We start from the raw sequence: 26,458 nt of genomic DNA on the forward strand, positions 1-26,458 counted from the left end.
AGGGAATCTGGTTATTATTCTTTTTTCCCTGGTTCACTTCTCTATAATCGTTTCTTCTATTTTTTTGCCGAAATGTCTGGCTCCTTCCTCGAGGCGGACCAGGACCTCATCTCCTTTCTTGAGTTTTGCAACTGAGATAGGGTTTCCATCTTTTCCTACCAGTTTGATGGTTTCGGCATTTTGCAGGATTGCAGTTAAAGTTCTGTCTCTGGCTTTTGCTTCTATTAGCATGAGAGGGCGGCTTTCTATCTTGACTCTGCCAACTATACCTTCCCGCTGTTTCCCTTTTGAGTCTACAATAGTTACGGCATCTCCGGTCTGGAGTTCCGAAAGATAGCGGGTTTTATCCCCGATTTTGATGTAAGAGTGAACCGCACCTGCATTTACCCTGAAGGGACGGGCTGCCACGTAAGGGCTTTCATCGGACTCCGAGTTTACCAGGAACATCCCGCCTGCCTGCGAACCTATGAGCATGCCTTCTCCGCGCTGCATGAGGTTGCATGTATCCACGCAGACCCGGTCTCCCATCCCAAGGGGTTCTACCCTGGTTACAACCGCAGCCTCAAGTTTGGCACTTTCGCTTTCCAGTTCTCTTGCAGCCTTGATCGTATCTTTTATTTCCTGCGGATTTCCACTATCCAGAAGGACTCCATCAGCTCCTGTTTCAAGAGTCTGGAAGGCGAGTCTTGCTTCCTCTGCACTTTTTACTCCGAAAATGATCTTTACTTTCTCTCGCTGGAGATCAGCTATAAGGTTCTCGAGAGGGATGACTTTCCAGTCAGTGCCTGTAACAAGCAGATAATTGCAGATTTTTCCCATTTCGGCTGCGAAGCGTTCATAATGTTTATCCTTTATGATTACGTATCCGCCTACGGTTAAGCCTTTGTCCATGAGCAGGGTTGCTGCGTTTACGTCTAAAGAACCCGGAATTTCCAGGGGCAGGGGTTTTGTCCCGTCACCTTCTCCTCTCTTTCCCACGACTACGATGTCAGCTCCTGACTTATTGTCGCGGGCAAAGGCTGCTACTGTAATGTTTCCCAGTTCCCGGACTTTTTCTACCACTTCCGGGTTTACCAGTATACAGTCGGCTCCGGATTCCAGGCCTGTCGTGATCCTCTCTTTCTGTTCTTCCCATCCGCCTTCATCGGCTTTTATCCAGACGCTTTTCTTTTTCAAAGGCTTTCAACCCCGTTCATAAATCTGTTTTTTACTCCGGCCTTTAATCCGGCATTTTTTTTTGTTTTTTACTTCGGGCTTGATTTTTGCTTCTCAATATCCTTTTTACTTTAACTGCTCCAGAGCTTCTTCCACAGGCCTTCTATGGTGTACGATTTCGCAGATAGCCCGGGTCAGCCTGACAGGGTCCCGGTGCTGGAATACATTCCTTCCTATTGCAGCTCCTCTTGCACCCGCTTCCATTGCCCCGTCAATCATTTCAAGAAGTTCCAGGTCGGTTGAGGTCTTCGGTCCGCCTGCAATTACTACAGGCACAGGGCAGCCCCTTACCACGTCTCTGAAACTGTCAGGATCTCCGGTGTATACGGTTTTTACAACGTCAGCTCCCAGTTCAGCTCCAATCCTTGCAGCATGTGCCACATTTACAGGGTCGTGGGGGTTTGTGATCTTTTTACCTCTGGGGTACATCATAGCAAGAAGAGGCATCCCCCATTCCGTGCAGTCCCTGGAGATTGTTCCGAGCTTTTCGAGCTGGTCGGTTTCTGTATCAGACCCTATGTTGATATGCATGGAAACTGCATCAGCTCCCATCTTTATCACTTCTTCAACAGTACATACCTGCACCTTGGCGTTGGGGTCAGGGCTCAGAACGGAAGAGGCACTGATATGCACAACAAGCCCGATGTCATGACCGTATCCTCTATGCCCGTACTTGACCATGCCTTTCTGCATGAGAACTGCGTTTGCTCCTCCTTCGGCAACCTTATTAACTGTATCTGTAACGTTGATAAGCCCTTCAATAGGTCCGTCGGAGAGCCCATGATCCATGGGAATAATGACCATGTTTCTGCTCTCCCGATTCATCAGCCTTTCTATGCGTATTTTTTTGCCAATTTCTGACATCGTGGTTCCCCTAAATTCTGAATTGATTTACTTCATTTGTAAATTTTATTGATTTTTATTAATTGATTCTTTCTAGCGTGCTAGTATGTCACATACTAACACGCATCTTATATTTAAACCTATTCAAGCCCTGATTCTGATCCAGTTTTCCAGTCACTATGGATTTTGATAATGTCAATTGAACTACTTTGTACATCTATGTACTAGAATGTTCAGTTCTTAAAGTTTTCTCTTATTTGACAGTTTATTATGGTTAGATGTTTATTCCTTATTTCAATTCCTGCGATAGTTGCTCTGGCATATCTTCTCTTTTTGAGGTAGCTGTATGAGTCTGAAAACTGTGGATTTGAAAAGTATGAAATAGCTGAAGCAAAGCCAAAAGGATACAAGAATTAAAATAGGATAACATGGGCTAAAATAGGATAACATGGGCGAAGAGAATAAGCCCAGAGCTAAGAATCATTTCATATTTGTAAAAAGGAACGGAAGACACTATGAATGAATTAAAAATCCTTGTTGTAAATAATTACGGACAATTTTGTCACCTTATTCACAGGGCTGTCCGGGATCTTGACATGGATACAAAAATTATTCCCAATATAACCCCAATCGAGGATATTCTGGCAGAAGAGCCTGATGGGCTGATCCTGAGCGGAGGGCCGGATATGGAAAGGGCAGGCCTTTGTTTTGACTATGCCCGGGAAATCGATATCCCTATTCTTGGAATCTGCCTTGGGCACCAGGCAATTGCCCTGGCTTACGGGGGGCATGTCCACGCAGGGAAAAAAGGCGGGTATGCCGAGATTGAAATAGAGGTCCTCGAAGAAGACGACATCCTCAGGGGACTTGGCCCAAAAACAACTGTATGGGCTTCCCATGCTGATGAGGTTGCTATTCTTCCTGAAGGCTTTATCCATCTTGCCCGCTCAGATGTCTGTGAGATTGAAGCCATGCGTCACCCAACAAAACCGATTTATGGCGTTCAATGGCATCCTGAGGTTTCCCACACCAGGCAGGGAGAAGAGTTACTGATGAACTTCTTTGAGGTTTGTGATCAGTACTGAAATGTGGTCAGTACGGAAGGGTTTCTCATTTTTTTAAATAATGTGTTAAAAGAATCAGGTTTCTCTAAAAGAATCCTGCAAGTTTTTAGAATCACAGAAAAAAATGAGATGTAAAGATAATAAAAGTATAAAACGACAGAAAAGAGTCCCGGGATTATTACATCCCGAGTTTTTTCTTCATCATTTTCTGAATATTGAATTTCCCGCCTCTAAAGCCTTTCAAAGCCGTTTGCATGGTTTTGTGGTACTTCAGAAGCTCTCTTATATCTTCGGGGCTGCAGCCTGAACCCCTTGAGATTCTCTTGATCCTTGAACCACCTATGAGTTTGGGGTCTGTCATTTCCTCTTCTGTCATTGAGTCCATGATGACCTTGTAGTTTTTCATCTTGTCACTGGTAGCCTGGAACATCTCGTCTGATAACTTCATGCCTCCCATTCCTCCCATGCCCATCGGGAGCATTGACATGATTTGTTTCAGAGGCCCCATCTTATTCATTGCTTCGAGCTGCTTGTACATATCCTTCAGGGTGAAGCGTCCCTGCATCAGGGCTTCAACATTTACGTCTTCTTCACTCAGGCTTTCCTCTGCCTTTTCCATCAGGCTCTTAAGGTCTCCCATTCCGAGAAGCCTTGAAATGAACCTGTCAGCTTCGAACTTTTCAAAGTCTTCCGGGGTTTCCCCAACCCCGATAAAAGCAATCGGAGCTTTTGTTTCGGAAACTGCTGAAAGGGCTCCACCACCTTTTGCCGTTCCGTCCAGTTTTGTGATAATAACTCCTGTGATCCCCACAGAGTTATTGAAAGCATGAGCCTGCTGGCTTGCCTGCTGCCCTATGCCTGCGTCCAGGACCATGAACTTGTGGTCGGGTTTTGCAACAGCATGGATCTGTTCCATTTCTTCTATCAGGTCGGCTTCAAGGGCGTGCCGTCCTGCAGTGTCCACTATTTTTATATCGTATTTTTCAAGCGCTTTAAGCCCATGTATGGTAATCTCAACAGCATCGGGATTTCCTTCTTCTCCGTAAAAACCAACATTGAGCTTTTCACAGAGGGTCTTGAGCTGGTGGTAAGCCCCGGGTCGGAAGGTATCTGCGGCAACAACACCTGTTTTGAGCCCTTTTCTCTGGAAATAGCGGGCAAGTTTTGCAGCGCTTGTAGTTTTTCCGCTCCCCTGCAGCCCCACCATCATGATGGTCTGGGGTTTGAGCTGTATCTCCGCTCCCTTCCCGATGATTTCCATCAGTTCCTGATACACAATGCGGATTACATGCTCCCTCGGATTCACACCCGCAGGAGGTTCTTCTTTCATTGCACGTTCTTTGATTCTCTGGGACATCCCCATGACAAGTTTTACGTTAACGTCGGCCTGGAGCAGAGCCCGCTGAATATCCTTTACTACTTCGTTGACCGTGCGCTCATCAATTCTCCCTGCGCCGATCAGCTTCTTGAGTGCCCCCTGTAAGGAGTCTCCGAGTTTTTCCATTACCATATGAGAATCGTCCTGCTTAATTTTGAGAATGGATAAAAAGATAGTTTAAGTTCCGTTTATTAACCTGTGCAAGAAGGTTACTTTTTCTTGCGTTTATTTTTACCTTATATAAGAAGGTGATCTTTTTTGAATTTATTTTAATCCTGTTAATCCTGTATAAGAAAGTGATCTTTACTTAATAAGCCTTTGAGTTTTCGACGCTTTAAAAAGGTACGATAGAACGCATAAGATAGGATTGATTAATCAAGATAGGATTGATTAATCTGGATATTAATGAGTGCCCGGATATAAAAAATAGAGGTACGGTACAAAACCTGAGCTAATGCAAAATTATTAAGTACAAAAAAATGAAACCAATTCCTAAAAAAATTGTTTGATAGCGGGGGATGGATTCGAACCATCGGTCTACGGGTTATGAGCCCGTCGGGATCTCCTGGCTACCCCACCCCGCTACGGGGCTTTTCGCTTTTTTGATCAAAAAGATATACTTCAGGATAAGAGTTATCTGATAGTTTTCCGATAGCGGGGGATGGATTCGAACCATCGGTCTACGGGTTATGAGCCCGTCGGGATCTCCTGGCTACCCCACCCCGCTACGGGGCTTTATAGGTCAGGCATCTTGCCTGAGACAACTACCTGAACATACTAACGATTACTTATATACTTTTCGCTTGACCCCCCGGTCTTTCCGTATAGTCTGGAAAATTTATCTCTGCAGGTGGGAAGACTCCTTCCTCAAAAATCTGAGCCGTTAGGCAAAGATTTTAGGGAGGGGTAGTTCACTTTTCTGTTTTAGAAGCTTTACGGTTTCAACCCAACTTTACCAGGTTTTAGTTCAAATTTCATCTCTGGTAGCTCTTCGGGGTTTTTAGGGTCTTTTCGGGAAAGATATTTGAAAGCCTGAGTCCCATATTATATTATGACCAGGTGTTTGTTTTGCGGAGCCTATTGTGAGGTAAAATGCGGGGTCTATTGCGAAAGCTATTCCGGAAACCCGGAAGAAATAGAACACAAGGAAGATGTAAATATACTTGGGTGTACCCAGATAGGCACGTCGCATGTCTGCGATAGTTGTCTCAAAGACTTAAAACAAGCTCTGGGACTCCTGTGAGGTCGCTGGAAAAAGAGGCTGCATCTTACCTAAAATATTTTTTTTCATGCCCCGGCTCTCTTACATGAATGAAAAAAAGGTGGGGGGAGGCATGAAAAGCGAGACTGCAGTTCAGACCACTTTGACATTAAGTGTAAATTTGTCTTCCGTGCCAGTTTCATTTTCCCAGGATCTTTTATATACCGCTGTTATCTGCTGGTTTCCCTCTGAATCGGCTTTGATTTCCCACTGACGAACCCCTCCGGCCCCAACAAGAGGCTCTTCGCCTTCTTTAGATTCCGGGGGATAGTATTTGTCCGAAATCCGACTGAGTCCCTGGCTCAGGTTGAGTTCCCAGGAATAGCCTGTAGTCGGGTTTTCCTTAAGTTTCAGGTAAAAAGTCTCTCCTTTTTTGAGACTTATGGTCGTTCCGTTGCCAGACTCGGTTATTTCCTGCTGTCCAGATGGCGCAGGACCTGGCAATTCATCTAACGTGTTATCAACCGCAAGTTCGAATGACCCGTTTACTCCGTTAACGTTTACAGTATAGTTTCCGGCGCTGAGGTCCTGTACATCAAGAGGAATCGTTGTTGTAAAGTTCTCTATAGCCTGGGTACACATTGCATCTTTTGGACGCTTTGTAGTGATATTGATATTGAAATTATTTCCTTCCCTTTCAGTATTTATTTCGTCAATCTCAGTGCATCCGTCAGGCAGATAGCCTTCTGATATCACTTTTATCTGCACGGGGAAAGATTCCAGAGTCAGAATTTCAATACTTTCTACGTTTGCCATACCATATATGTATTCTTCATTACTTGTATTCTGACCCTCGTTTGCTGGACCTTCTGTCTGGTTATCCGTCGTATTATTCTGCTCGTCCTCAACACAGCCGGAAAGAGCAACTGTAAATATCATGAACAGGACTGCAATCAGTCTAATAGTTTTTACAGAACTGCTATTTATCCTTCTTTTCATTTATCTCCCTCTTGTTTCTTCGAATTTATATATGGAAGGATAAGACTGTTTGGATTTATCCTTTGCTTAAACTTCAGTTCTGTTCGCAGCTTTAAAAGTAAGTTTATTTTTTCTTTTGAATAGCAATAGTCCTGCCACTTTTTCGAGTATACATAGTCCTGTAAAGATTCTAATAATCGATAGCAACAGATAATGTTATAGAACTCCACTCATTTTTTCACCTTAATAAATAGGGAAATTGAAACACCCGGGTTTACAGCATTAAGTTTTCTCATATTTTTTATTGTATTAACTACATTCCTCTCTTTAAGATGAATTGTTTTTGTAATAATCTAAAATAATATACGGAACTGGCTCAGGCAGGCTTTTAATTTGAGTCCACAAAACATAGATAGCTAAAATCTGCTTAAATAATCTGCTTAAATAATCTGCTTAAATAATCTGCTTAAGTAATCAGCTTACGGTTCGAGTTGGCTTAAGGTGGGAATTAAAGGAGGAGTTAAAAAAAGTGCCTTTAGCAAGCTTTACTTTTTTCCGGTGTCAAATGAAATTTTTGGTGGGATTTGATTGAGGGTTGTGGTTATCACACAGGGCATCACGCAAGTTTTACAATCAGTTATAGACTCGAAACACGAAGTGGTGGGAATTGTTGATTGTGCCCCAACAAACGAACCAAATAAATATCTCAGAGCAACAGGAAGGTTTCTTACAGGTATTCACTATTCGTTTACCTCAAATCCTTTAAGCTTAGAACTGTTCTCCAGAAAACTGCAGATCCCTTATTATTATCTCAGAAAAGGGGACAGAAAGAATCTGGAAAAATGGGTCCGGTGTGTGGAACCTGATCTTATCGTTATATATTCTATGTCTTACCTGTTGAAGGAGAATATCTTCAATATTCCTTTATATGGTACTATTAACCTTCATTATTCGTACCTTCCGGAGTACAGGGGACCAAATCCGCTGTTCTGGGAATATTATGATTATATACTTGATCCCGGTATAACCCTCCACTATGTGGATAAGGGAGAAGATACAGGGGATATCATCTGCCAGGAACGTGTCTTTATAAGTTCTGGGGAGAAACTCGAAGAAACCGGTCAAAAGTTAGTCTCTACCGGAATTAAACTGCTCTCAGAGGCGATGGAGGCTCTTGAAAACGGGAGTGTTGGGATTAAACAGCAGCCAGTTGACACTCCAACACGAAGAGCCAGAAAAATCAAACCCGAAGAATATAATAAGCTAATAAAGTGGGAGGATTGGAGTGTCGAGAGGGTCTTTCATTTTTTAAACGGCACTCCGAAGTATCATTCTACTCTGTTGAAGAAAAACAGCCTGTACAGGCTGGGGTTCAGTATCAGGGTTCTTGATTACGAAAATTGCAATACTTCCGGATATAATGTCGGTGACCTCTATAAAGAAAAATCAGGATCTTTTTTCGTCTGTAGAGACGGAAAAATATATGTTGAGATAAAGCCTTCTCTTGATAACCTTTTTACCAAAATTTATCCCTTTATCTCCTGAGCCTGATCTTTATAATGGAGAATCAGATCTTCAGCCCATTTCAAAGGAGCAGGTTCAAAGCTTATGACACTCTCTTGATCATAGGCTCCTTTCCATGTAAGGAAATCAGCCATCATGAAATGTTCGGTTTTTGTCAGCATGGCTATTTTTACTTCGTCAGCGCAGACAAAAAGTCGCTTCTTTTCCTGGTTCAGATAAAGTTTTAGTTCTTTTTCAAAGTCGTTTTTTAGCCGTTCATAAATTCTTTTTGTTACTATAAGGGTAATTTCAGCATCGTTATTCTCAGTCCGCAGAAACGTCTCCAGAAATACCGGATGGAATATCGAAGATAGAGATAGTATGTTTGTTGATTTTTCCATATTTTCCAGAAACACTGCAGGAGTCTCGAAAATTTTGTCGGGATCGGGTTTTACAAGAGAATAAGGTTTTAATTCGTTAAGCCTCTTAAGAAAGGCTGGTGACAAACCAGTCAGATCACGCTCCTGCCAGAAATCCTTATGTTCCTCAATAACCTCCAGAATGTCAAGCAGGGGTTGCATTTTTTCGACCAGAACTTCTGCCAGAGGGGTGAGCCTGTATTCCCTATCCTCCTGCAAAACTAGAAACTCCTCCTTTAATTTTTTGATCTGGGGAAGCATCCCTGTCGGGGTAACATTAAGAATATCTACGATCTCTTCTAGTGTTTTCCCTCCGTCTCTTAGAAGGAGTAAAAGGTCCTTTCTTTTCTGGGACATAAAGAGCAGTTCTATCAGCATTTTATCCATTGGTCTCACTTTCCAGATTCCTTTTTCTACTGGAGAATTTATTTTTTACTCCTCCTGAACTCATAAAGTTTTCTAAAAGGAGTCTGTTCTTTCCGGAAATAGTATTAAGGGTCTTTAATTTAAGGGTCTTTAATTTAAGGGTCTTTAATTTAAAGACTTCTTTAAAATAATAGTTTAACTGCGTCATATTAAACAGACAAGGCTTTTAAATTTGTTTTTAAAGCATTTCTTTTTTAGTCTTTTTCTGAACTATTTTTTTAACAAGATAAGAAAACTTAAAGTCTATGGTCTGAATTATATAATCTCGAAGGTAGAGTCTGGAAACAAGTGCTCCTTGATCAGTAAATTTCCTTACAATGTACCGGGTTCCGGATCCGGGAGGGTTTTACATAGAATCGTTTAGATGTGTGCTTACTAACTGGGATTACATTTACAACCTGTGCCGAAACATTTCAAGAGAAATCAAAAGTTCGGGGTATGAGCCGGACGTCATTATCGCGCTTGCCAGAGGAGGCTGGTTTGCAGGACGTGTGCTGTGTGATTTCCTGGGGCTTGATGACCTGTCCAGTCTGAAAATCGAGCACTACATCGGGACTGCAGCTATTGACACTGGTGAACCCTATATACGGTACCCCCTCTCAAACAATGTAATGGAAGGCAAAAAAGTGCTTATCGTAGATGACATTGTAGATACCGGGGAAAGTATGATCAGTGCTAAGGCTTACGTAGAATGCAGGAACCCAAAAGAGGTCCGAACCGCTTCCTTACAATACCTGGGAAGCTCGAAAATCGAGCCTGATTATGTAGGGGAGCGGCTTGAAGACTGGGCCTGGATTGTCTATCCCTGGAATTTTATGGAAGACATGATAAGTATTCTGGCAAAAAGCATGAGAAAAAATCCTCAAAAACTCTGGAGTCTTGAAGAGCTTAAACACAGCCTCTACGTAAACCATGCCCTTGACCCCGTAGTTTTTGAAATCACTCAACCTGGCAGGCTTCCGGAAGTTCTGGAAGAAATGGTTCGAATCCATAGAACCAGTTCTGAGGTTATTGATGGGAAGGAGTACTGGAAACTTCTATAAAAAGGTCTACTATTTGTTTGTGCATAGTTAGTTTGGGTATCATCAATTTGCATATTAATGGCTTACATTAGATACCAGGAAAACTAAGAATTATGCCTTCTACTGAAAAAAGGAGGTTTGCAGCCGGTAAGGGTAAAACGCCCCCCTTTTCAAAAGCAAATCTTTCGTTTAAAACTACTACTAAAAAAGTCGTAAATACAAATATACATATTTATTAAAGGTATTTATTCAAGAGACCATTTAAGGTATACTGATATAAGTGCCAATCTCGTATAAAGAGTAAATCTCATATTTCGTTAAGGCACCCATTTAAGTCACTCATTTAATATAAATTTAAGACATGTACCTAAGACATGTACCAAGTAAGCTATTTACTGTACGGTTATAAGACTTGCAGCAATTAAGTTCATATTATTGATTACCGGTGAACTCATGCCCCATAGATGTACCAGATGCGGAACCATTTTTGAAGACGGGGATTCTGTAATCCTCAGCGGCTGCCCGAGCTGCGGCTGGAATAAGTTCCTCTATGTGAAAATAGAACCAGAAGGTTTGGAAAACCAGGGAAGGCCCGCTCTGGAAGAACAAAAATTGGATCTGGAAGCCTCTCTGGACGAGGCTGTCAGGAATATTGATGAGGCCCTTGCATCTGGAGAAATAGACAGGGGGCAGCAGTCCGAAAATGAAAACAAAACTGAGGAAGAGAGGGTGGAATCTGTCAGGATTCTCGGGCCTGGCTCTTATGAACTTAATCTGGATTCCCTTTTAGAGCGAAAAGAACTTGTTATGGCAATCAGGGAAGAAGGTTCATATGCCCTCCACCTGCCCTCTGTTTTTAACCAGCAGAAGGAAAGACAAAAAGATAAATCAAAAGCAAAAAAGCATAGATAATTCTGATCATTTTCTTTTTTGTCAACCTTTCCATTTTAATCTCATCTTCAAAACTTTTTCACGTTCTTTAATGCTCGATCTTTTCAGTCTCACTTTTTATACTTATTTCTCTTGTCCTGAAGTGTTTTTATTTCTTTTATTGGCGTCATAGTGCCAATGTACAAAAGTATGAACTAAAAGAACAAAGTTCTTCTAGGAAGAGCGCAGATCTATTCTTGGTTGGAGTGTTTGTTATTTATTATCTCCAAGTTGGGGGATTCGAATGAAATTAAGTAGTACAATAGTACTTACAGCCTTCCTTACTCTGGCTGCTTTTTCAGTATTTCTGGTTTTAGCTGATGACAATAGCAAAGCTAAAACTTCTGAATATTCTGGAACGCAGCTTGATGAAATTGTTTTTAATGAAAGCTCCTTCAAGGAATTTTCAGGAATCCCTGGAGACAATATCGTTCAGAAGATCGAGATTCAGGATAGTTCGCTTGAGTTCCAGGGACACTGGGATGGGTTTGAAACTGTTACAATAGATGTTCAGGAATTCGAGAATGCCGCTGCAAATGGGGATGTTAATCTCAGGTTATTGGAGAGAGATTTTGAAGTAAAAATCGAGGAGATTTCCAGACTTAACGGAGGGAATTCATATCGTTATTCGGGGTATGTTAAAGGAATCCCTCAAAGTAAGGCAACTTTCTATGTATACGGTGAGCTATTTAGCGGTTCCATAGAGTTTGAAGACCTGATGTATAATATTGCAGTCACCTCTGAGCAATATAATGGGAAAACTGTTCATTCTGTATTTATAATTGACTGGAAACAAGATCATGAGAGGCTCATACACTCGTTGAATCCCATCAGGCTCATTTTTATCTCTGGTTCAGCAGGAAGTTTTTCTGAGATTGAAAAATGTATGGTCGATGAAGACTGCATATTCGAAGAAATAGCGCCCGGCTCATCTAAAATACTGCATATCGACCTAATAGACCACCCGGAATCTCCGATGGCAACCGGGATTGAATCTGCCTGAGGAGGTTTAATACATATGCAGGAAAAAGCAAAAAGTGTAATTGCAATCATCATTGGCATGGCAGTATTATACTGTGCTCTTCCTCTATTCTATGAGACTTTTAATTATTATCCTCCTATGAAAGAGGATACGCCTTACAGAAGGACTGTACAGATATGGAACACTCTTACAAATCAAAGAGTAACCCTTGACACTGAAATTCCTTCAATACCTGTAAATCAGCTTCCGGTGTATCAGGGGAAATCTTCCTCAAGCACCCTGAATGTCAGTTTTATTAGCTCCAGCGAGTCTTATAATAACAGATCTACCGGGGAAATCTATTTCCTCGTCACGAATAATGAGATTGCGGAAAGCAGGTTTAACTTAACCGATAGTGCTACTGATCTGGAATCCATACAAATAGCCAGTTTTCAAACAATGGGTTTCAATGACTCCGGTAAATACATAATCCAGCAGGTAAGAAACAGAAACTTCGTCACTCAGAAGGGTAATCTGCCGATGTTTTCACTGGGAAGGATCAGGATCACAGATGTCAAATTTGTTTATTTCAACGGTTTTGACACTTATCCCTACAGATATGACGGGCAAACTACATATTACCCGACCTGGAAAGTCACGGCTGAAACCTCAAATTACGGGGATGAAGTTTTGATGATTAAGGCATTTTAACGACCGGGTAATAAATGTTGCCCGGTATCTCATACCTTATAGCCATTTATCCTGCTTTTCCAGATCAGGTATCTTATCCCTGTTTTCTTTTCATGATGATTGATGCCATACCAACAGTGGCTATTGTCATAAAGCAACCGATGAATGGCATCTCTCTTAACCGCGTCCCCGGCTCTTTCCCCATTTCCTGTGAACTGCCTTCGGGTGTGCTGAGTTCACTGGAGCCAATAAGAGTATCATCGGAACTGACCAGAACCTTTCCCACCTGGTTTGAATCTATACTATTATCTTCAAGCTCATTATTGCGGCTTGCTTCCGCAAGAAAAATTCCGTATTTTCCGTTTGAGTATATCGAATTATTCTTCAGCATATTGTTGTCACTTGAAATGCCGATGTAGATGCCGTAAGCCGTGTTATTTGAAGCGGTGTTGTTGCTCAGGATATTGTCACCTGACCCTCCCCATTCAAAAATAGCATCATCATCAATTTCAGTTCCCTCATTCCAGAGATGAATGCCGTTTGCATTATTCCGGTTCACGAAGTTGTTATTGAGAATATTATAGTCACAGTCCATCAGGCCAATCCCGTGGTTTACGTTATTCGAAGCATTATTGCCGTCCACTGTGTTATTATTAGAGTAAAGTAAAAAGATACCATCCATGCCATTAAAGTTTATAGTGTTGTTTTTCAGGGCGTTGTTCTTCGAAAATCCAATCAAGATGCCGTTTCTTTTGTTCAAGTTTACTTTGTTATTGCTTATTGCATTGTCAGCAGAAGATTCAATGCCTATTCCGCATTTCTCATTATCCAGTATGGTATTGTTCCTTATGGTGTTGTTATTTCCCTGGATTTCAATGCCTATTGTGTTTTCAGAGACTGTATTTCCGTCTATCGTGTTATTGGCGGAAGAATAAATTATTAAAATTCCTGCGATATTGCCTGACGCATGATTGCTCCTGACCGTGTTGTGGTCCGAAGAGCTGAGTATAATGCCAGCGTCGTTGTTCTTCGGAAGCTTGTTGTTAATAAGGGTGTTGTTGCTGGAATCAATTAAAAGAATACCTTCCCTGTTGTTTGAGATGTAGTTGCTATCAATTATGCAGTTCTTTGTCCCGTCAAGATAAATCCCATATTTATAGTTCCCCGGAACTCCCGAGGCATCTTTTATTTTAAATCCTCTAATTGTCACATTATCCGAAGCAACTTTGAAAACATGCTCTTTTTGAGTGGCAGCCAGGACGATGGTATCTTCCGGATTTCCGGATTTTGATATGATTCTTAATTCCCTGTCGACGACAATATTCTCTTTGTAAGTGCCGGGATAAACGAGAACTGTGTCTCCTGGATTTGCATTATTTATTGCTTTCTGTATTGATTTGTAATCCCCTTCCCCACCGTTGTCCACTGCAATGGTATCTGCTGATGCTGGGCCTGTCAATAACAGAAAAATGAGTCCGATGAAGATGCAAATTTTGATTTTCACATTCCGGTTTAGATACAACAGAATCCTTCCAACCAAGCTCCCTTTTTCAGTCAAAATAAGTTTCTTATGTTATTTGTTTATTGTGGTTTTTTGCTCTTCGCAGTTTTTTTCTATCTTCTTTTTAGCGATTTTCATACAAAGCGCGGGTCTCAATAACATCTATATACTATGCATGCTAACTAAAGGTTACTAACTAATCATTACTACTTCACGGTTAGTTCAAATTCATTATTAAGATAAGATCTCCCTTAAAGGGGGTTTTCAGTAAAATTCTACTTTGGGGAATTTACTCAATCTCCGAGCCCGGGGATCAACGTATACAGGAATGCAACTGAAAAACGGGCAAGGAAAAAAAAGCACTGCAGGAACGTAGCCGAAAATCGTTGTTAAAGGTGTGATGGCTGTAATGATTATACCTCATAAACATCATAATCATTTATCAGAAAGACGCAGAATAATTTAAAAGCCAGAACCTGTTGCTTTGGCATTCGTTGCTGGAATACATCATAACATTTCAGGAATCACAAGAGGGAAAAACATGGACCCGGCAAAATTACTTGACATCCTGGGGAATGAAAACCGCAGGAAGATAATTCAGCTTCTTGCAAACCGCCCCTGCTATGTCAGTGAAATTTCAGGCAGGCTGGGGGTAGGACCAAAGGCGATTATCAGTCATCTGAGCCTGTTAGAACAGGCAGGGCTGATCGAGTTCAGTGTGGATGAGCAGAGGCGCAAGTACTTCAATATTGCAAATAACATGAGGCTTGAGGTTTCCGTATCACCTTATGCATATACAATGTCTCTTCAGGACATTCATTTTGACAGGGAGAATAAGGGGGAAAGATCTGCTGTCGAGAAGAATGAAACTGTTGCTAGAGATGAATCATCCTGCTTCTTTCTGAAACTGAGCGACAAGCTTCGGGAACTTAAAGCAAGGCAGGAAGAGCTTGTGCAAATGCAGAAACATCTACAGGTTGAATATACGGAACTGATGGACAGATGCCTGGACTCAATTGAAGAGGTTGCCAGAAACCCTGTAGAATGTGAGCTCCTGTTCGAGCTTCTGAAAAATGAGGCTACATCGGCTGTCCTCTGCTATAACCTGCGTCTTCACCCTAGCATTATAATGTCTAACCTTACGGACCTTGCAGAAAGGGGTTTTGTTGAATATACGATTAAAAATAACCAGCAGTACTGGAAAGTATGTGAGACCGGGGTTGAAAATAAATGACTGAAGAAATGAATCTGAGAGTAGCTGAGGCGTATCATAAAGATGTGGGCAGGGGAATTGCAAGAATCGATATCCTTCTGATGCAGCAAATGGATCTTGTGAGCGGAGATATAATTGAAATCTCAGGTAAATCCAGGACTTATGCAATTGTCTGGCCTAACGTCGAGCGCGGTCAGGAGAACAGGATCAGAATAGACGGAAACCTGCGCAGCAATGCAAAGGTTGGAATTGATGACAGAGTTACGATCCAGAAGATCCAGGCAAAGCATGCGCAAAGGGTCACACTTGCTCCATCCCAGCCTGTCAGGCTTGTGGGCGGTGCCCATTACATCCTGAGAATAATTGAGGGCAGACCTCTGAACAAAGGTCAGCAGATCAGGGTTGAAACTGTAAATAACCCCCTTACTTTCATTGTAGCATCTACAAGACCCGCAGGACCGGTTGTTGTCACTAAAGACACTGAAATTGTTATCAAGGAAAAATCATTTGAGGAAATCAAGGCTCCGGAAGGCATCTCATACGAGGATATCGGAGGGCTCAGGCGGGAAATCCAGCTTGTCAGGGAAATGATTGAGCTGCCAATGAGGCACCCTGAACTCTTCCAGAAGCTGGGAATCGAGCCTCCTAAAGGGGTTCTTCTTCATGGGGCCCCCGGAACGGGAAAGACCATGATTGCAAAGGCAGTCGCAAGTGAAACTGATGCCAATTTCATTACCATAAGCGGTCCTGAAATCGTTTCCAAATATTATGGGGAAAGTGAACAAAAGCTCCGTGAGATCTTCGAAGAGGCCGAGAAGGATGCACCTTCTATTATCTTCATAGACGAAATTGATTCCATTGCTCCCAAACGCAGTGAAGTCACCGGAGAAATGGAACGAAGAGTAGTTGCTCAGTTGCTCTCCCTGATGGACGGGCTCAAGTCCAGGGGGGAAGTTGTGGTCATAGCTGCCACAAACCGCCCGAATTCCATTGATGAAGCTCTCCGCCGCGGCGGAAGGTTTGACCGGGAAATTGAAATTGGAGTTCCTGACCGGAACGGCAGAAAGCAGATTCTCCTGATCCACACCAGAGGGATGCCTCTTGAAGATGAAGTGAACCTTGGTGAAATTGCAGATGTGACTCATGGTTTTGTGGGAGCGGACCTGTCCTCTCTCTGCAAGGAAGCTGCGATGCACGCCCTTAGAAGGATCACTCCTGAAATCAATATCGAAGAGGAGATCCCACAGGAAATCATTGACAACCTGGTGGTTACGAAGGAGGACTTTAGGGAAGCCCTGAAGAACATCGAGCCTTCGGCCATGCGAGAAGTCTACGTTGAAGTTCTGCATGTGGGCTGGGATGATATAGGCGGCCTTGAGAAAGCAAAACAGGAACTTATCGAGTCTGTGGAATGGCCCCTTAAGTATCCCGAAATGTTCAGGGCTGTCAGTATAAAGCCTCCGAGAGGTGTACTGCTTTTCGGGCCTCCGGGGACAGGCAAGACTTTGCTCGCAAAAGCTGTTGCAAGCGAGAGTGAAGCCAACTTTATAAGTATAAAAGGCCCCGAACTGCTCAGTAAATATGTGGGTGAATCCGAGCGTGCAATCAGGGAAACATTCCGAAAAGCAAAGCAGTCTGCTCCGACTGTAATTTTCTTTGATGAGATTGACTCCATTGCTCCGGAAAGAAGCTCTGTTTCCGATACCCACGTCTCCGAAAGAGTGGTAAGCCAGATCCTTACAGAACTTGACGGGGTAGAGGAACTCAAGGACGTTATCATAGTTGCTGCTACAAACCGGCCGGATATGGTAGACCCTGCTCTCCTCAGACCTGGCCGTTTTGACAGGCTCATTTACATCAAGCCGCCCGAAAAAAAAGGTAGGGAGAAAATCTTTGAGATCCACACAAAAGAAAAACCTCTTGCAGAAGACGTAAACCTCTCAGAACTTGCTGATCTGACCGAGGGATATGTGGGTGCGGATATCGAAGGAGTCTGCAGGGAAGCAGCAATGCTCGCCCTCAGGGAAATAGTTGCCCCGGGTATCAACCGAAAGGACATCCAGGAGAAGATAGGGGACGTTAGGCTTTCCAAAAAACACTTTGAAAAAGCAATCTGCCGTGTAAAGCCTACAAGATCCAGAGAAAACCTGAGTGCGTATGAGAAGAGTGCCGAACTCTTTTCCAGGTATGCAACTGAGTTTGAGGAAGAATCTTCCGAAGCAAAAGAACAGGAAAAGGAAAGCGAGGGAACAGAAGTTCCGAGTTTTCCGCAGTCCGAATGAGGCTTTGCCTGACATACCGGTTAATACCGGTCTTTTTAATTTTAGTGGAAAATAACCATTTCAATTAATAACCTTACTGATTTGGGTAATACTCACTTAAGAAACTCAAGACGCATAACTTAATAATGATGTGATGAGATGGACAGAGACAGGAGAAAAAGAAGTTTTTTCGATGAAATATTCGGAATTGATCCCCTTAAGGACATGGACGAAATGTTCGAGCGCCTTAGCAGGGCTATGGGCATGAGTATGGATAACTTCGGGCAGCACCCTTTTGTTTACGGTTTTTCCGTAACCCAGCGGGCAGGGGAAGAGCCTGAAATCCGGGAATTTGGGAATATCCCTATGTTTGAACAGATGGAAACCGGAGAAAAACGCTATCTTGACATAAGAAAACCCCTTATTGATGTACTGGAATCCGAGGAAAAAGTCCACGTGGTTGCCGAGATGCCGGGCATCGAGAAAGAAAACATTCAACTGAACGCAACTGATTTAATACTTGACATCGAAACATTAGATGGGAATCCAAAATACTCCGAACGTGTGGAACTGCCCGTAAAGGTGGACCCCCAGAGTGCTAAAGCCACATATAAAAATGGTGTGCTGGAAGTTACCTTTAACCGGCTGGAGTCCAGTTCCCGAACTTCAATCGATATAGAGTGATTTTTCGGGAGCGAGAGGAAAATCAGAGGTAATAATGGTGGGCATAAGAAAAAGAAAGGATTTCTTTGAAGATTTTGGGTCTGAACTTTTTGACAACCTGGAAGAGATGATCGAAGCCCTCCTGGAAGAAATGGGAGAGTCCGTTCCCTTTGTTTACGGATTTTCTATCATTCATCGCCCGGGGGAAGATACTGAACTCCGGGAATTTGGAAACGTTCCGGAATACTCTCAAAAAGAAGAGAACTTCTTTGCCTCAGAAACAAAAGAACCTTTAATTGATATATTTGAAAACGAGGACATGGTGCACGTACTTGCAGAATTTCCGGAGGTTGAAAAGAAAGATCTCCTGCTGCACGCTACCGCTCAGCACCTTGAAATTAAAGTCATTGGGCTTTCTGAATATTCGGAAGATGTGGAACTCCCTGTCCTTGTGGATCCGAAGAGTGCAAAAGCAAGTTACAAAAATGGAGTGCTTGAGGTTACCTTCAGGCGCTGCCCCGAGGAAAGTCCTGTAGCAATAGAGATCAATTAATTCGAAAAGACAGAGGACCGTTTCAGGGCGAAGGACAGGAAACAAAAGCCTGAACCCTGATAAATATGTTGAGTATAGAATCAGCATATAGAAGAATTATTATTTTTCTTCTCTTATTATAGAAGAGAAAATAATTCTGAACCTTTTTTCTCATATTATAGAAGAGAAAATAATTCTGAACCTTTTTTCTCATCAGGCTCGTATTTACTGGCGTTTTACGGATCTTTGTGTTTAGTTTGCTGTACCTTTTTAACTTAGCATGGGCAGTTTTTAAATTATCCGTCCTTTTGCAATGCTCTTGAAATTTTTTAAGTATGCCCTGTATATTTTTTAATTTTTATTCTTTTATCGAGAATCCATTCCTTAACACATTTCTAGAACATTTCTCTGACCGTTTCAAAACCAGAAGGTTTCGAATAATTATGTTAGATATACTCTTTTCCTTTTTGTGACCTTTTTTTGCCCGCTGTTTCTTTTTTTTGACAAAATACTTTCGTTCGAGTTTCTTTCTATTTAGATTTTTTTTACTTTCAATGCACATATTTCTCTTTTTTATCTATTTGATTCATTTTATACGTAAGTTTCAATTTTTTGATATATACTCATATATATTTTAAAACTGACTTAATTTCACTGAACCTGCTACTGAATCATTCTCTATTGCTTTCTCAAATTAGATTTACTGATTCACAGTTTTAGTGAGCTAAATAAATTATACTGATAAAGGGGGTTACTTATTAACTAATTTCATTAATTATTCTGATTAAATTGCTACTCCAAAATGAAATTTTTTTCTTCTGACCTTTATTTTCATATTTTTTTTCCTCGAAATTGCTCTTTTCTTGATAGTGTTTTTTGGAAATATTCAAATATTTGAGAATCCACATGGAAATTAGTAAACCAGATGCTATCGGTTTTATACCTTTATATTTATTTAGTTCTGATTTGGATTATTGTACATCGTTCCATTAAACCCCTATTATGATAAAATCGGTAGCGTTAAGAACTGAGAAAAGCTAAAATTTCAATGAGAAAAGTGGGATGTAATTTCAATTACGTAAAAATCTGCAGTTTTGAAAGGGAGGTATTTGCTGTAATCAGGGAACAATTTGGCAAGATTTAGCGCGCAATTTTGACGCAAAATAGTTTGCTTGATGCTGAAGATGCATCCAGTAAAAACCGAAACATTTTTACTATATGACAAAAGAGTATACGCGAGGAAAATATAAGATTACATTATATCTTTATTTTCTATGTGGATTGAATTCTGGATTGAAACTTTTGAACCTGACTAGTGTTCACTATTAAATAACCAAAAAACTACAGAGGTTGGGTTGATGATTCATGGATCCATTTAATGCAATAGTAATAGCTGTCTTTTTACCATTTATACTTGCATGGACATTACCTGTATTATATAGAGTATTCAAACAGAGGATTGGCTGGATTTCGGCACTTATCGCATTTACGTGTTTTGTGTTGAACGCCCAGGTAATCCCGTACGCTATGGCAGGCACTCCTGTTAAGGGTTCGTGGGACTGGTTACCGGCAGCTGGTCTATCCTTAGACTTTTACGGAGACGGCATGGCCGTTCTCCTGGCATTAATCGTTTCAGGCGTTGGTGTTATCATCATGTCCTATTCAAACGGTTATATGTCCACAAAGGAAGACCTGCCAAGGTACTACCAGTGGCTCTTACTCTTTATGGGTGCAATGCTGGGCATTGCCTATACAGATAATACTATCCAGATGTTTATTTTCTGGGAACTGACTAGTATAACATCTTTTATGCTTATCGGATACTGGAGAGAAAGACCAGAATCCGTATACGGCGCAACCAAAGCCTTTCTGATAACTGCCGGTGGCGGACTTGTCATGTTCGCAGGCTTCCTGATGCTCAGGGTTGTTACAGGCACCTATGGTATCTCTGAAGTCGCTCAGAGTTCAGAACTCCTTTCAACATTACACGGAAGTCCGTTTTATGTTGCAGTCCTGGTTCTGATCTTCATTGGAGCTGCTTCCAAATCTGCACAGGGCCCATTCTATATATGGCTACCCAATGCTATGGAAGCTCCGACCCCTGTGAGCGCCTTCCTGCACTCGGCTACAATGGTCAAGGCTGGTGTCTATCTGGTTGCAAGGATGCACCCTATCCTTTCGGGAACCCCCGAATGGCTGATCCTGGTTTCAGGAACAGGGATGTTCACCATGGTTATGGCGGGCTTCCTGGCTTTCCGACAGACCGATATCAAAGCCATCCTGGCTTACTCGACAATCAGCCAGCTGGCCTACCTGATGACCATGTATGGTTACAGTACGGCTGAACATCCGGGACTGGGTTTTGCTGCAGCAACCTTCCACCTGCTGAACCACTCCACCTTTAAGGCTACCCTCTTCCTGGTGGCAGGTATCGTGGCTCACGAGGCGACAACCCGAGATATCAGAAAACTGGGTGGTTTGCGTAAGGAGATGCCAAAAACGTTCATAGTTGCGGTGATCGCAGCAGCTTCGATGGCAGGTGTCCCTCCCCTCAACGGGTTCCTGAGCAAGGAAATGTTCTATGAAACATCCCTTGAAATCGGAGCACTGGTTTCAGAAACTTATGGAGGTCCGTGGGCTATTATCTTCCCCGCTGTTGCAGTGGCCGGTGGTGTGTTCACCCTGATGTACTCTATCAAACTGATAGACGGGATCTTCCTCGGAGAGAGGACACACGACCACGATGTCCCTCACCACATTCACGATGCCCCCTGGGTTATGCTGGCTCCGGCAGTCTTCCTTGCAGGTCTGATCATCTTCTTCGGGCTCTACCCCAAGTTCCCGGTTGATTATCTGATCCAGCCTGCCTACAGTGGACTTGTCCCGCATGCTGATACTCTGCACATCAAGCTCTGGCATGGGATTACCACGCCGCTTTTGATGACGATAGCAACTTTTGCCATCGGTCTTGTACTCTACAAGTTCTATGACTCAATTGCTGCCTGGCAGAACAGTTTCAATGCCAAGCTCCCCTGGATCAGCGTGAACTACTGGTATGATGCAACAGTAAACAATGCAAAGGGTATAGCCGCCAAGTTCGGAGCAGTTACCCAGCCAGGACCTATCGGAGGTTATATCAAAGCTGCAATGCTTTTCATGATCTTCCTGATCCTGTGGCCAGTGTACACCCAGGGTATAAGTCTGGGAAGCATCTTCCCTGAAGGACTGAACTTCAATTCACAGCCTTATGAGATCGTGCTTTATGCTCTGATGATTGTGGCAGCGCTTGGTGCTGCGATAATCCCCAAATATCTGCCTGCGGTCCTGTCTCTCTCGGCTCTGGGTTTCCTGGTATCCCTGCTTTACATGTACCTGAAGGCTCCTGACCTTGCAATGACACAGGTCTGTGTGGAAACGCTGTCAACCATTATCTTCATCCTGGCAATCATTAAGATTCCTCAGAAATTCAAGGAACCTATGCCAGCGGGTAAGGTTATGGTGAATTTCGCAATCTCGGCAGTGGTTACATTTGCAGTTTTTGCCTTAATGGTAAACGCAAACGCCGGAATGCTTGCACCGTTTGAGTCCTTCTCTCACTACTTCATGGACAAAAGCCTGCAAATGACAGGTGGGCTTAACGTTGTCAACGTGATAGTCGTGGACTTCAGAGGGTATGATACCATTGGAGAAATTTCGGTTCTTTCCCTTGCAGCTCTTGGTGTCTATAACCTGATCCTGAGCAGAGCAGGAAAAGCTGAGGGAGGTGAAGAAGAGTGACCACGGTAATTACCAAAACGATTGCAAAGATCTGCCTGATGGTGGACATGCTGTACTCTATCGATCTTTTGTTGATTGGTGGAAACAGGCCAGGCGGCGGTTTCATTGGTGGTGTGCTGTGTGCTTGTGGAATCGGACTTATCTACGTGGCATACGGCTTCGATGACATCAAGAAAATCTGGAACCCCGACTGGCACACATGGTTTGGCTATGGGCTCCTGTTTGCAAGTATTACGGCATGGTCTCCTTTATTTGCAGGCCACAACTACTTCAGAAGTGCCTTTGATTTCATTCCTGTAGTAGTAGGAGGCATTCACCTTGGTGAGATTGAACTGGTTTCTTCCATGTTCTTTGACCTTGGTGTGTACTTTGTAGTGGTCGGAGGACTGCTATTTATTGTGACTAAAGTAGGAACTGACAAAGCTTCGGAGGGTGGAAAATGAATAACACTCTTCTCGCACTTACCATTTCCCTGCTCTTTGGAATAGGAACTTTCCTGATTTTCCGCAGGGATATGATGAAAGTCATCATCGGTTTCGGGATCATATCCCACTCTATAAACCTTTACATAGTTGCCGGCGGAGTCTTCAGTGACGGTACGCTTGTACCGATTCTGGAGCACCATCAAGCTGTTGAGGGCCTTAACCAGGGCCTTATCTATAACGATAACCTGGCAGCTGGAATAATCGGGCCAATAACAACCAATCCGTATACAGCATTCGTGGACCCTCTTGTGCAGGCTCTTGTGCTCACGGCAATTGTGATCGGGCTTGCAACCACTGCTTTCATATTGACCCTTGCGTACCGCATTAATGAAGAATATGGTACTGTTGATGTAGGGGAACTCAGGAGGTTGTGGGGATGAGCTTCTTAATGCAGCATCTGCCCATGTTCCTGATCGCCATACCTTTGCTAATGGCCCCTCTTACTATCCTCAGCAAGAATTACCCTGGATTCCAGAAAGCTCTTGATATAGTAGTGAGCATCGGCTTACTGGCTTTAAGCGGGCTGCTTATCTATACGGTCTGGAACGATGGAATAATAGTATATGAGGTAGGTGAGTTCGGAAAGTACGGAATCGTGCTTGTAGCCGATCTTTTGAGCTCAAGTATGGTTGTCCTGAGTTGCCTTATAGGCTGTATGGGTCTGATTTATTCCTACGATTATATAGAGAGTAAATCCCTGAACCTGACCTATCATTCCCTGTACAACCTGATGCTTGCAGGTATCAACGGAATCTTCCTGACAGGCGATATTTTCAACCTGTTTGTCTTCTTCGAGATCATGCTGCTCTCTTCAGGAGCTTTGATCGTTGCAAACGAAACCTCAAAGGTTACGAAGATCTCGGATAAGATGGAAGCTACCATGAAGTACATTGTACTGAACATGCTCGGTTCAAACGCGATGCTGCTTGCAGTCACTTCTCTGTACGCATCCGTTGGTTCTCTGAACATGGCTGACATTGCACTTAAGGTCAGGATTCTTGCCGATGCAGGTACAATGCCCTGGCACATGTACGCTATTGGTCTGCTTTTCATTATCGTATTCGCTGGAAAAGCAGCAGTCTTTCCTCTGCACTACTGGCTTCCGGATGTTCACCCCACAGCTCCGTCCCCAATCAGTGCGATGCTCAGTGGTGTGATTATCAAGATCGGAGCCTATGGTATACTCAGGGTCCTCTTTGTTATCTTTGCACCTCTCAAAGGAGTGTACGGACCGATCATTCTACTGCTCGCTCTCGTCACTATAGGACTTGGAGCCACAGCTGCAATAGGACAGAACGATGTCAAACGTTTGCTAGCTTACTCCAGTGTATCCCAGATAGGATATGTTTTCCTGGGTTTTGGAATGGGAGCGATTGCACTTGAAGCAGGTGAAATTGCAGGTGGGACTTTAATCGTTGCGGCATCTTTTGTCTACCTGGTAAACCACGCCATTGCCAAGAGCATGTTGTTCCTTACTTCGGGTGGAATTATTCACCATGCGGAAACCAGGGACATGCGTAAGATGGGAGGCATGATCAACAGCAATCCCTTAATGGCTTTCTCCTTCCTTGTAGGAGCCATGTCCATTGGTGGAGTACCCCCGATGGGCGGATTTATTGGTAAGTTCTCCCTCTTCGATGCAGGACTCAGATCGGCATTCTATCTCCCTATAGCTATTGCGTTATTATTTGCATTCTTTACTCTGTTCTATATGTTCAGAGGCTGGATGCTTATTTTCTGGGGAGAGAGAGACCCGCAGTACGGGGATTATTCCCACCACAAACTGTCCATGTTGATTGTAGGTCCGATCATGCTGCTGGCAGCTCTTGTGTTCATTCTCGGAATATTTGGCAACCCGATCCTTGAAATTGCACAGACCATAGCGATGCAGATCACTGATCCGCAGCCGTATATTGATGCAGTATTATTGAGGGTGATTAGATGAAGCGTCGTTTGATTACTTACATGGCACTCCCGGTCGTCTGGTGTCTGGTCAGTGGGTATGTAACCATCGGCAGTCTGTTTCTTGGCCTCATCTTCGGAATGATAGTTGTAGAGCCTTTCAGCAAACTGTACAGGCTGGATGAAGTGGTACACCCAACAGGGGATTGGCTGGCAAAGATTCCTAAGAAAATCAAGTACTTTTATGTGCTGATTAAGGAGATTATAAAAGCCAACATTGTTGTCGCAAAGATTGTTCTCAGCCCCACAATCAACATCAAGCCCGGAATTATCGCGGTTCCTATAAGGACCAAGACCAATATAGGCATCACCGGGATTGCAAACACTATCACGTTGACTCCAGGAACCCTGACCGTGGACATTTCGGATGACCAATCCATTCTTTATGTCCATTCAATCGATGCAACCGATCCGCAGGGAGTTCGTGATTCCATCAGGGATGATCTTGAAAAATATGTGCTGGAGGCATTCGAATGATTATCTCACTGGAACAGGCAGATTTCCTGGCGTTGATCGTGATGGTCGTCGCAACAGCTCCCTGTATTTACAGAGTGCTGTACGGTCCGACCCTTGCTGACAGGATTGCGGCAGAAGATGCCATGGGTAATGCTCTGTGTGTTATTTTCGCGCTTTACGCTTATCAGGCAAGTTCGATCTTCCTGATGGACGTAGCCATGCTTCTTGCAATCATTTCCTTCGTAGGAACGGTTATAGTGGCAAAATACCTTGATAAAGGGGAGGTGCTCTAATGGCTGGCGAATTGGCACTTGTTGCAGATATTCTAAGTATCCTCAGTCTGCTTATAGGGATCTTTTTCCTCTCTCTGGGTATGATTGGTCTCCTTCGCCTGCCTGATGTCTATAACAGGTTGCATGCAACTACCAAGGTCGGCACCCTGGGAGCTTTCGGGGTTCTCACGAGCATTATTATTCAGGAGGGTGCCTCCCCGATGGGTATTAAAGCTCTTACCGTCGCGCTTTTCATCCTCCTTACCAACCCGATCTCCGGGCACATGATCGCCCGGGCGGCCTACAGGATGGGAGTAAAATGCTGCGAAGGCACTTGCTTGGATGAATACGCAGGAAAGAGAAAAAAATAAAGATGAAATAAGAGAGAAGAAAATAAAGATGAAATGAGTGTGTTTCCCAAACACATTCATCCTTTTGTTTTTTATCGGGTTTTTATTTTTCCGATTTGTAACTATTAGATCAGGTTTCTGCTTCTTTTTTATCCAGTTCTGATTCGGTTTTTTATTCAATAGAATTCCTGTTTTCAGATTCTTTTTTGTTTTTCCCATATAATTATCTGTAAAAAATTATGCGGCTTCAAATTTGAGGGAACGAGTTTATTTCAGCAGGATGAAAATCAACCTCGATGTAAAAAAGGCTTATTTTGAAATTGAAAGTCTAATGTTTTTTTGCAAATAATAAAATT

At 43.0% G+C, this 26,458-nt stretch carries 25 protein-coding genes and 2 tRNA genes; 18 read left to right on the forward strand and 9 right to left on the reverse strand.

Annotated features, from left to right (window positions below; genetic code table 11):
- Window positions 1–33 precede the first annotated feature (33 nt).
- Together EO92_RS12880 and EO92_RS12885 are read right to left on the reverse strand one after the other, a co-directional pair.
- Window positions 34–1,176 (reverse strand): 3-dehydroquinate synthase II, encoded by a 1,143-nt coding sequence (locus tag EO92_RS12880; protein WP_048172154.1) that lies wholly within the window; start codon window positions 1,174–1,176, stop codon window positions 34–36.
- 105 nt (window positions 1,177–1,281) lie between these two features.
- On the reverse strand, window positions 1,282–2,079 hold the full coding sequence (locus tag EO92_RS12885) for a 2-amino-3,7-dideoxy-D-threo-hept-6-ulosonate synthase (protein ID WP_048132274.1): 798 nt from the start codon (window positions 2,077–2,079) through the stop codon (window positions 1,282–1,284).
- A 494-nt stretch (window positions 2,080–2,573) separates the two neighbouring features.
- Between EO92_RS12885 and EO92_RS12890 the strand changes: the two genes are divergently transcribed.
- Entirely contained in the window at window positions 2,574–3,143 is a 570-nt protein-coding gene (locus tag EO92_RS12890; RefSeq protein ID WP_048161274.1) for a GMP synthase subunit A, read from the forward strand.
- Between the two features lie 157 nt (window positions 3,144–3,300).
- On the opposite strand, the gene EO92_RS12895 is transcribed toward EO92_RS12890, so the two are convergent.
- The 3 genes from EO92_RS12895 to EO92_RS12905 form a co-directional block, all read right to left on the reverse strand.
- Window positions 3,301–4,632 carry a signal recognition particle protein Srp54 gene (locus EO92_RS12895; protein ID WP_048172155.1) on the reverse strand — a complete coding sequence of 444 codons (1,332 nt, stop codon included), beginning with the start codon at window positions 4,630–4,632 and terminating at the stop codon, window positions 3,301–3,303.
- A gap of 377 nt (window positions 4,633–5,009) precedes the next feature.
- Window positions 5,010–5,084 (reverse strand) — tRNA-Met (locus EO92_RS12900).
- A 68-nt stretch (window positions 5,085–5,152) separates the two neighbouring features.
- A tRNA-Met gene (locus EO92_RS12905) sits at window positions 5,153–5,227 on the reverse strand.
- A 324-nt stretch (window positions 5,228–5,551) separates the two neighbouring features.
- On the opposite strand from EO92_RS12905, the gene EO92_RS17245 reads away from it, so the two are divergent.
- A complete protein-coding gene (locus tag EO92_RS17245; RefSeq protein ID WP_048125054.1) occupies window positions 5,552–5,743 on the forward strand; it encodes a hypothetical protein in 192 nt (63 codons plus the stop codon).
- Between the two features lie 111 nt (window positions 5,744–5,854).
- Here the strand turns inward: EO92_RS17245 and EO92_RS12910 are convergent, their stop codons facing one another.
- A complete protein-coding gene (locus tag EO92_RS12910) occupies window positions 5,855–6,700 on the reverse strand; it encodes a protease inhibitor I42 family protein (RefSeq protein WP_048172156.1) in 846 nt (281 codons plus the stop codon).
- 576 nt (window positions 6,701–7,276) lie between these two features.
- Between EO92_RS12910 and EO92_RS12920 the strand changes: the two genes are divergently transcribed.
- Complete coding sequence (locus EO92_RS12920; RefSeq protein WP_235283331.1) at window positions 7,277–8,224, forward strand: formyltransferase family protein; 948 nt, start codon at window positions 7,277–7,279, stop codon at window positions 8,222–8,224.
- On the opposite strand, the gene EO92_RS12925 is transcribed toward EO92_RS12920, so the two are convergent.
- On the reverse strand, window positions 8,206–8,988 hold the full coding sequence (locus EO92_RS12925) for a winged helix-turn-helix domain-containing protein (RefSeq protein ID WP_048172162.1): 783 nt from the start codon (window positions 8,986–8,988) through the stop codon (window positions 8,206–8,208). The genes EO92_RS12920 and EO92_RS12925 overlap by 19 nt on opposite strands.
- Complete coding sequence (locus tag EO92_RS12930; protein ID WP_048172164.1) at window positions 8,981–9,175, reverse strand: hypothetical protein; 195 nt, start codon at window positions 9,173–9,175, stop codon at window positions 8,981–8,983. Before EO92_RS12930 ends, EO92_RS12925 begins: the two co-directional genes overlap by 8 nt.
- A 169-nt stretch (window positions 9,176–9,344) precedes the next feature.
- Between EO92_RS12930 and EO92_RS12935 the strand changes: the two genes are divergently transcribed.
- The 4 genes from EO92_RS12935 to EO92_RS12950 all read left to right on the forward strand — a co-directional run bounded on the left by EO92_RS12935 (window position 9,345) and on the right by EO92_RS12950 (window position 12,651).
- Window positions 9,345–10,070, forward strand: coding sequence for a phosphoribosyltransferase (locus EO92_RS12935; protein WP_048172166.1), 726 nt, complete (start codon window positions 9,345–9,347; stop codon window positions 10,068–10,070).
- Window positions 10,071–10,502: 432 nt separating this feature from the next.
- The gene (locus EO92_RS12940) at window positions 10,503–10,961 is read left to right on the forward strand and encodes a Zn-ribbon domain-containing protein (RefSeq protein ID WP_048132260.1); all 459 of its coding nucleotides are present in this window, start codon (window positions 10,503–10,505) and stop codon (window positions 10,959–10,961) included.
- Window positions 10,962–11,223: 262 nt separating this feature from the next.
- Window positions 11,224–11,982 (forward strand): hypothetical protein, encoded by a 759-nt coding sequence (locus EO92_RS12945; RefSeq protein ID WP_052734362.1) that lies wholly within the window; start codon window positions 11,224–11,226, stop codon window positions 11,980–11,982.
- 15 nt (window positions 11,983–11,997) lie between these two features.
- Window positions 11,998–12,651, forward strand: a complete 654-nt coding sequence (locus tag EO92_RS12950; protein WP_048132258.1) for a hypothetical protein — start codon at window positions 11,998–12,000, stop codon at window positions 12,649–12,651.
- Between the two features lie 73 nt (window positions 12,652–12,724).
- On the opposite strand, the gene EO92_RS12955 is transcribed toward EO92_RS12950, so the two are convergent.
- Window positions 12,725–14,134: a nitrous oxide reductase family maturation protein NosD gene (locus EO92_RS12955; RefSeq protein ID WP_156165826.1), complete on the reverse strand. Its 1,410-nt coding sequence runs from the start codon at window positions 14,132–14,134 to the stop codon at window positions 12,725–12,727.
- 538 nt (window positions 14,135–14,672) lie between these two features.
- Here EO92_RS12955 and EO92_RS12960 point away from each other — a divergent pair.
- The 11 genes from EO92_RS12960 (at window position 14,673) to mnhG (ending at window position 26,123) form a co-directional block, all read left to right on the forward strand.
- Entirely contained in the window at window positions 14,673–15,365 is a 693-nt protein-coding gene (locus tag EO92_RS12960) for an ArsR family transcriptional regulator (RefSeq protein WP_048172169.1), read from the forward strand.
- The gene (locus EO92_RS12965; protein WP_048172171.1) at window positions 15,362–17,626 is read left to right on the forward strand and encodes a CDC48 family AAA ATPase; all 2,265 of its coding nucleotides are present in this window, start codon (window positions 15,362–15,364) and stop codon (window positions 17,624–17,626) included. Before EO92_RS12960 ends, EO92_RS12965 begins: the two co-directional genes overlap by 4 nt.
- A gap of 138 nt (window positions 17,627–17,764) precedes the next feature.
- On the forward strand, window positions 17,765–18,289 hold the full coding sequence (hsp20, locus tag EO92_RS12970; protein WP_048132251.1) for an archaeal heat shock protein Hsp20: 525 nt from the start codon (window positions 17,765–17,767) through the stop codon (window positions 18,287–18,289).
- 34 nt (window positions 18,290–18,323) lie between these two features.
- Window positions 18,324–18,821, forward strand: coding sequence for an Hsp20/alpha crystallin family protein (locus tag EO92_RS12975; RefSeq protein ID WP_048132249.1), 498 nt, complete (start codon window positions 18,324–18,326; stop codon window positions 18,819–18,821).
- A gap of 1,344 nt (window positions 18,822–20,165) precedes the next feature.
- A complete protein-coding gene (gene mbhE, locus EO92_RS12985) occupies window positions 20,166–22,577 on the forward strand; it encodes a hydrogen gas-evolving membrane-bound hydrogenase subunit E (protein WP_048172177.1) in 2,412 nt (803 codons plus the stop codon).
- Window positions 22,574–23,020, forward strand: a complete 447-nt coding sequence (locus EO92_RS12990) for a monovalent cation/H+ antiporter subunit B (protein WP_048132125.1) — start codon at window positions 22,574–22,576, stop codon at window positions 23,018–23,020. The genes mbhE and EO92_RS12990 overlap by 4 nt, the downstream gene beginning before the upstream one ends.
- Window positions 23,017–23,442 (forward strand): NADH-quinone oxidoreductase subunit K, encoded by a 426-nt coding sequence (locus tag EO92_RS12995; protein ID WP_048132127.1) that lies wholly within the window; start codon window positions 23,017–23,019, stop codon window positions 23,440–23,442. The genes EO92_RS12990 and EO92_RS12995 overlap by 4 nt, the downstream gene beginning before the upstream one ends.
- Window positions 23,439–25,007: a proton-conducting transporter membrane subunit gene (locus EO92_RS13000; RefSeq protein WP_048172178.1), complete on the forward strand. Its 1,569-nt coding sequence runs from the start codon at window positions 23,439–23,441 to the stop codon at window positions 25,005–25,007. Before EO92_RS12995 ends, EO92_RS13000 begins: the two co-directional genes overlap by 4 nt.
- Entirely contained in the window at window positions 25,004–25,501 is a 498-nt protein-coding gene (locus EO92_RS13005) for a Na+/H+ antiporter subunit E (protein ID WP_048172179.1), read from the forward strand. The genes EO92_RS13000 and EO92_RS13005 overlap by 4 nt, the downstream gene beginning before the upstream one ends.
- Window positions 25,498–25,773 carry a cation:proton antiporter gene (locus EO92_RS13010; protein ID WP_048141799.1) on the forward strand — a complete coding sequence of 92 codons (276 nt, stop codon included), beginning with the start codon at window positions 25,498–25,500 and terminating at the stop codon, window positions 25,771–25,773. The genes EO92_RS13005 and EO92_RS13010 overlap by 4 nt, the downstream gene beginning before the upstream one ends.
- The gene (mnhG, locus tag EO92_RS13015; protein ID WP_048172181.1) at window positions 25,773–26,123 is read left to right on the forward strand and encodes a monovalent cation/H(+) antiporter subunit G; all 351 of its coding nucleotides are present in this window, start codon (window positions 25,773–25,775) and stop codon (window positions 26,121–26,123) included. Before EO92_RS13010 ends, mnhG begins: the two co-directional genes overlap by 1 nt.
- Window positions 26,124–26,458: the final 335 nt, after the last annotated feature.

Source organism: Methanosarcina sp. 2.H.A.1B.4, from assembly GCF_000979385.1.
In the GTDB taxonomy this organism is placed as follows: Archaea; Halobacteriota; Methanosarcinia; order Methanosarcinales; family Methanosarcinaceae; genus Methanosarcina.

Coding starts and splice junctions, on each gene's coding strand:
- EO92_RS12885 (WP_048132274.1), bottom strand. CDS start 2,079: ATGTCAGAAATTGGCAAAAAAATACGCATAGAAAGGCTGATGAATCGG.
- EO92_RS12890 (WP_048161274.1), top strand. CDS start 2,574: ATGAATGAATTAAAAATCCTTGTTGTAAATAATTACGGACAATTTTGT.
- EO92_RS12895 (WP_048172155.1), bottom strand. CDS start 4,632: ATGGTAATGGAAAAACTCGGAGACTCCTTACAGGGGGCACTCAAGAAG.
- EO92_RS17245 (WP_048125054.1), top strand. CDS start 5,552: ATGACCAGGTGTTTGTTTTGCGGAGCCTATTGTGAGGTAAAATGCGGG.
- EO92_RS12910 (WP_048172156.1), bottom strand. CDS start 6,700: ATGAAAAGAAGGATAAATAGCAGTTCTGTAAAAACTATTAGACTGATT.
- EO92_RS12925 (WP_048172162.1), bottom strand. CDS start 8,988: ATGGATAAAATGCTGATAGAACTGCTCTTTATGTCCCAGAAAAGAAAG.
- EO92_RS12930 (WP_048172164.1), bottom strand. CDS start 9,175: ATGACGCAGTTAAACTATTATTTTAAAGAAGTCTTTAAATTAAAGACC.
- EO92_RS12935 (WP_048172166.1), top strand. CDS start 9,345: ATGTACCGGGTTCCGGATCCGGGAGGGTTTTACATAGAATCGTTTAGA.
- EO92_RS12940 (WP_048132260.1), top strand. CDS start 10,503: ATGCCCCATAGATGTACCAGATGCGGAACCATTTTTGAAGACGGGGAT.
- EO92_RS12945 (WP_052734362.1), top strand. CDS start 11,224: ATGAAATTAAGTAGTACAATAGTACTTACAGCCTTCCTTACTCTGGCT.
- EO92_RS12950 (WP_048132258.1), top strand. CDS start 11,998: ATGCAGGAAAAAGCAAAAAGTGTAATTGCAATCATCATTGGCATGGCA.
- EO92_RS12960 (WP_048172169.1), top strand. CDS start 14,673: ATGGACCCGGCAAAATTACTTGACATCCTGGGGAATGAAAACCGCAGG.
- EO92_RS12965 (WP_048172171.1), top strand. CDS start 15,362: ATGACTGAAGAAATGAATCTGAGAGTAGCTGAGGCGTATCATAAAGAT.
- hsp20 (WP_048132251.1), top strand. CDS start 17,765: ATGGACAGAGACAGGAGAAAAAGAAGTTTTTTCGATGAAATATTCGGA.
- EO92_RS12975 (WP_048132249.1), top strand. CDS start 18,324: ATGGTGGGCATAAGAAAAAGAAAGGATTTCTTTGAAGATTTTGGGTCT.
- mbhE (WP_048172177.1), top strand. CDS start 20,166: ATGGATCCATTTAATGCAATAGTAATAGCTGTCTTTTTACCATTTATA.
- EO92_RS12995 (WP_048132127.1), top strand. CDS start 23,017: ATGAATAACACTCTTCTCGCACTTACCATTTCCCTGCTCTTTGGAATA.
- EO92_RS13000 (WP_048172178.1), top strand. CDS start 23,439: ATGAGCTTCTTAATGCAGCATCTGCCCATGTTCCTGATCGCCATACCT.
- EO92_RS13005 (WP_048172179.1), top strand. CDS start 25,004: ATGAAGCGTCGTTTGATTACTTACATGGCACTCCCGGTCGTCTGGTGT.
- EO92_RS13010 (WP_048141799.1), top strand. CDS start 25,498: ATGATTATCTCACTGGAACAGGCAGATTTCCTGGCGTTGATCGTGATG.
- mnhG (WP_048172181.1), top strand. CDS start 25,773: ATGGCTGGCGAATTGGCACTTGTTGCAGATATTCTAAGTATCCTCAGT.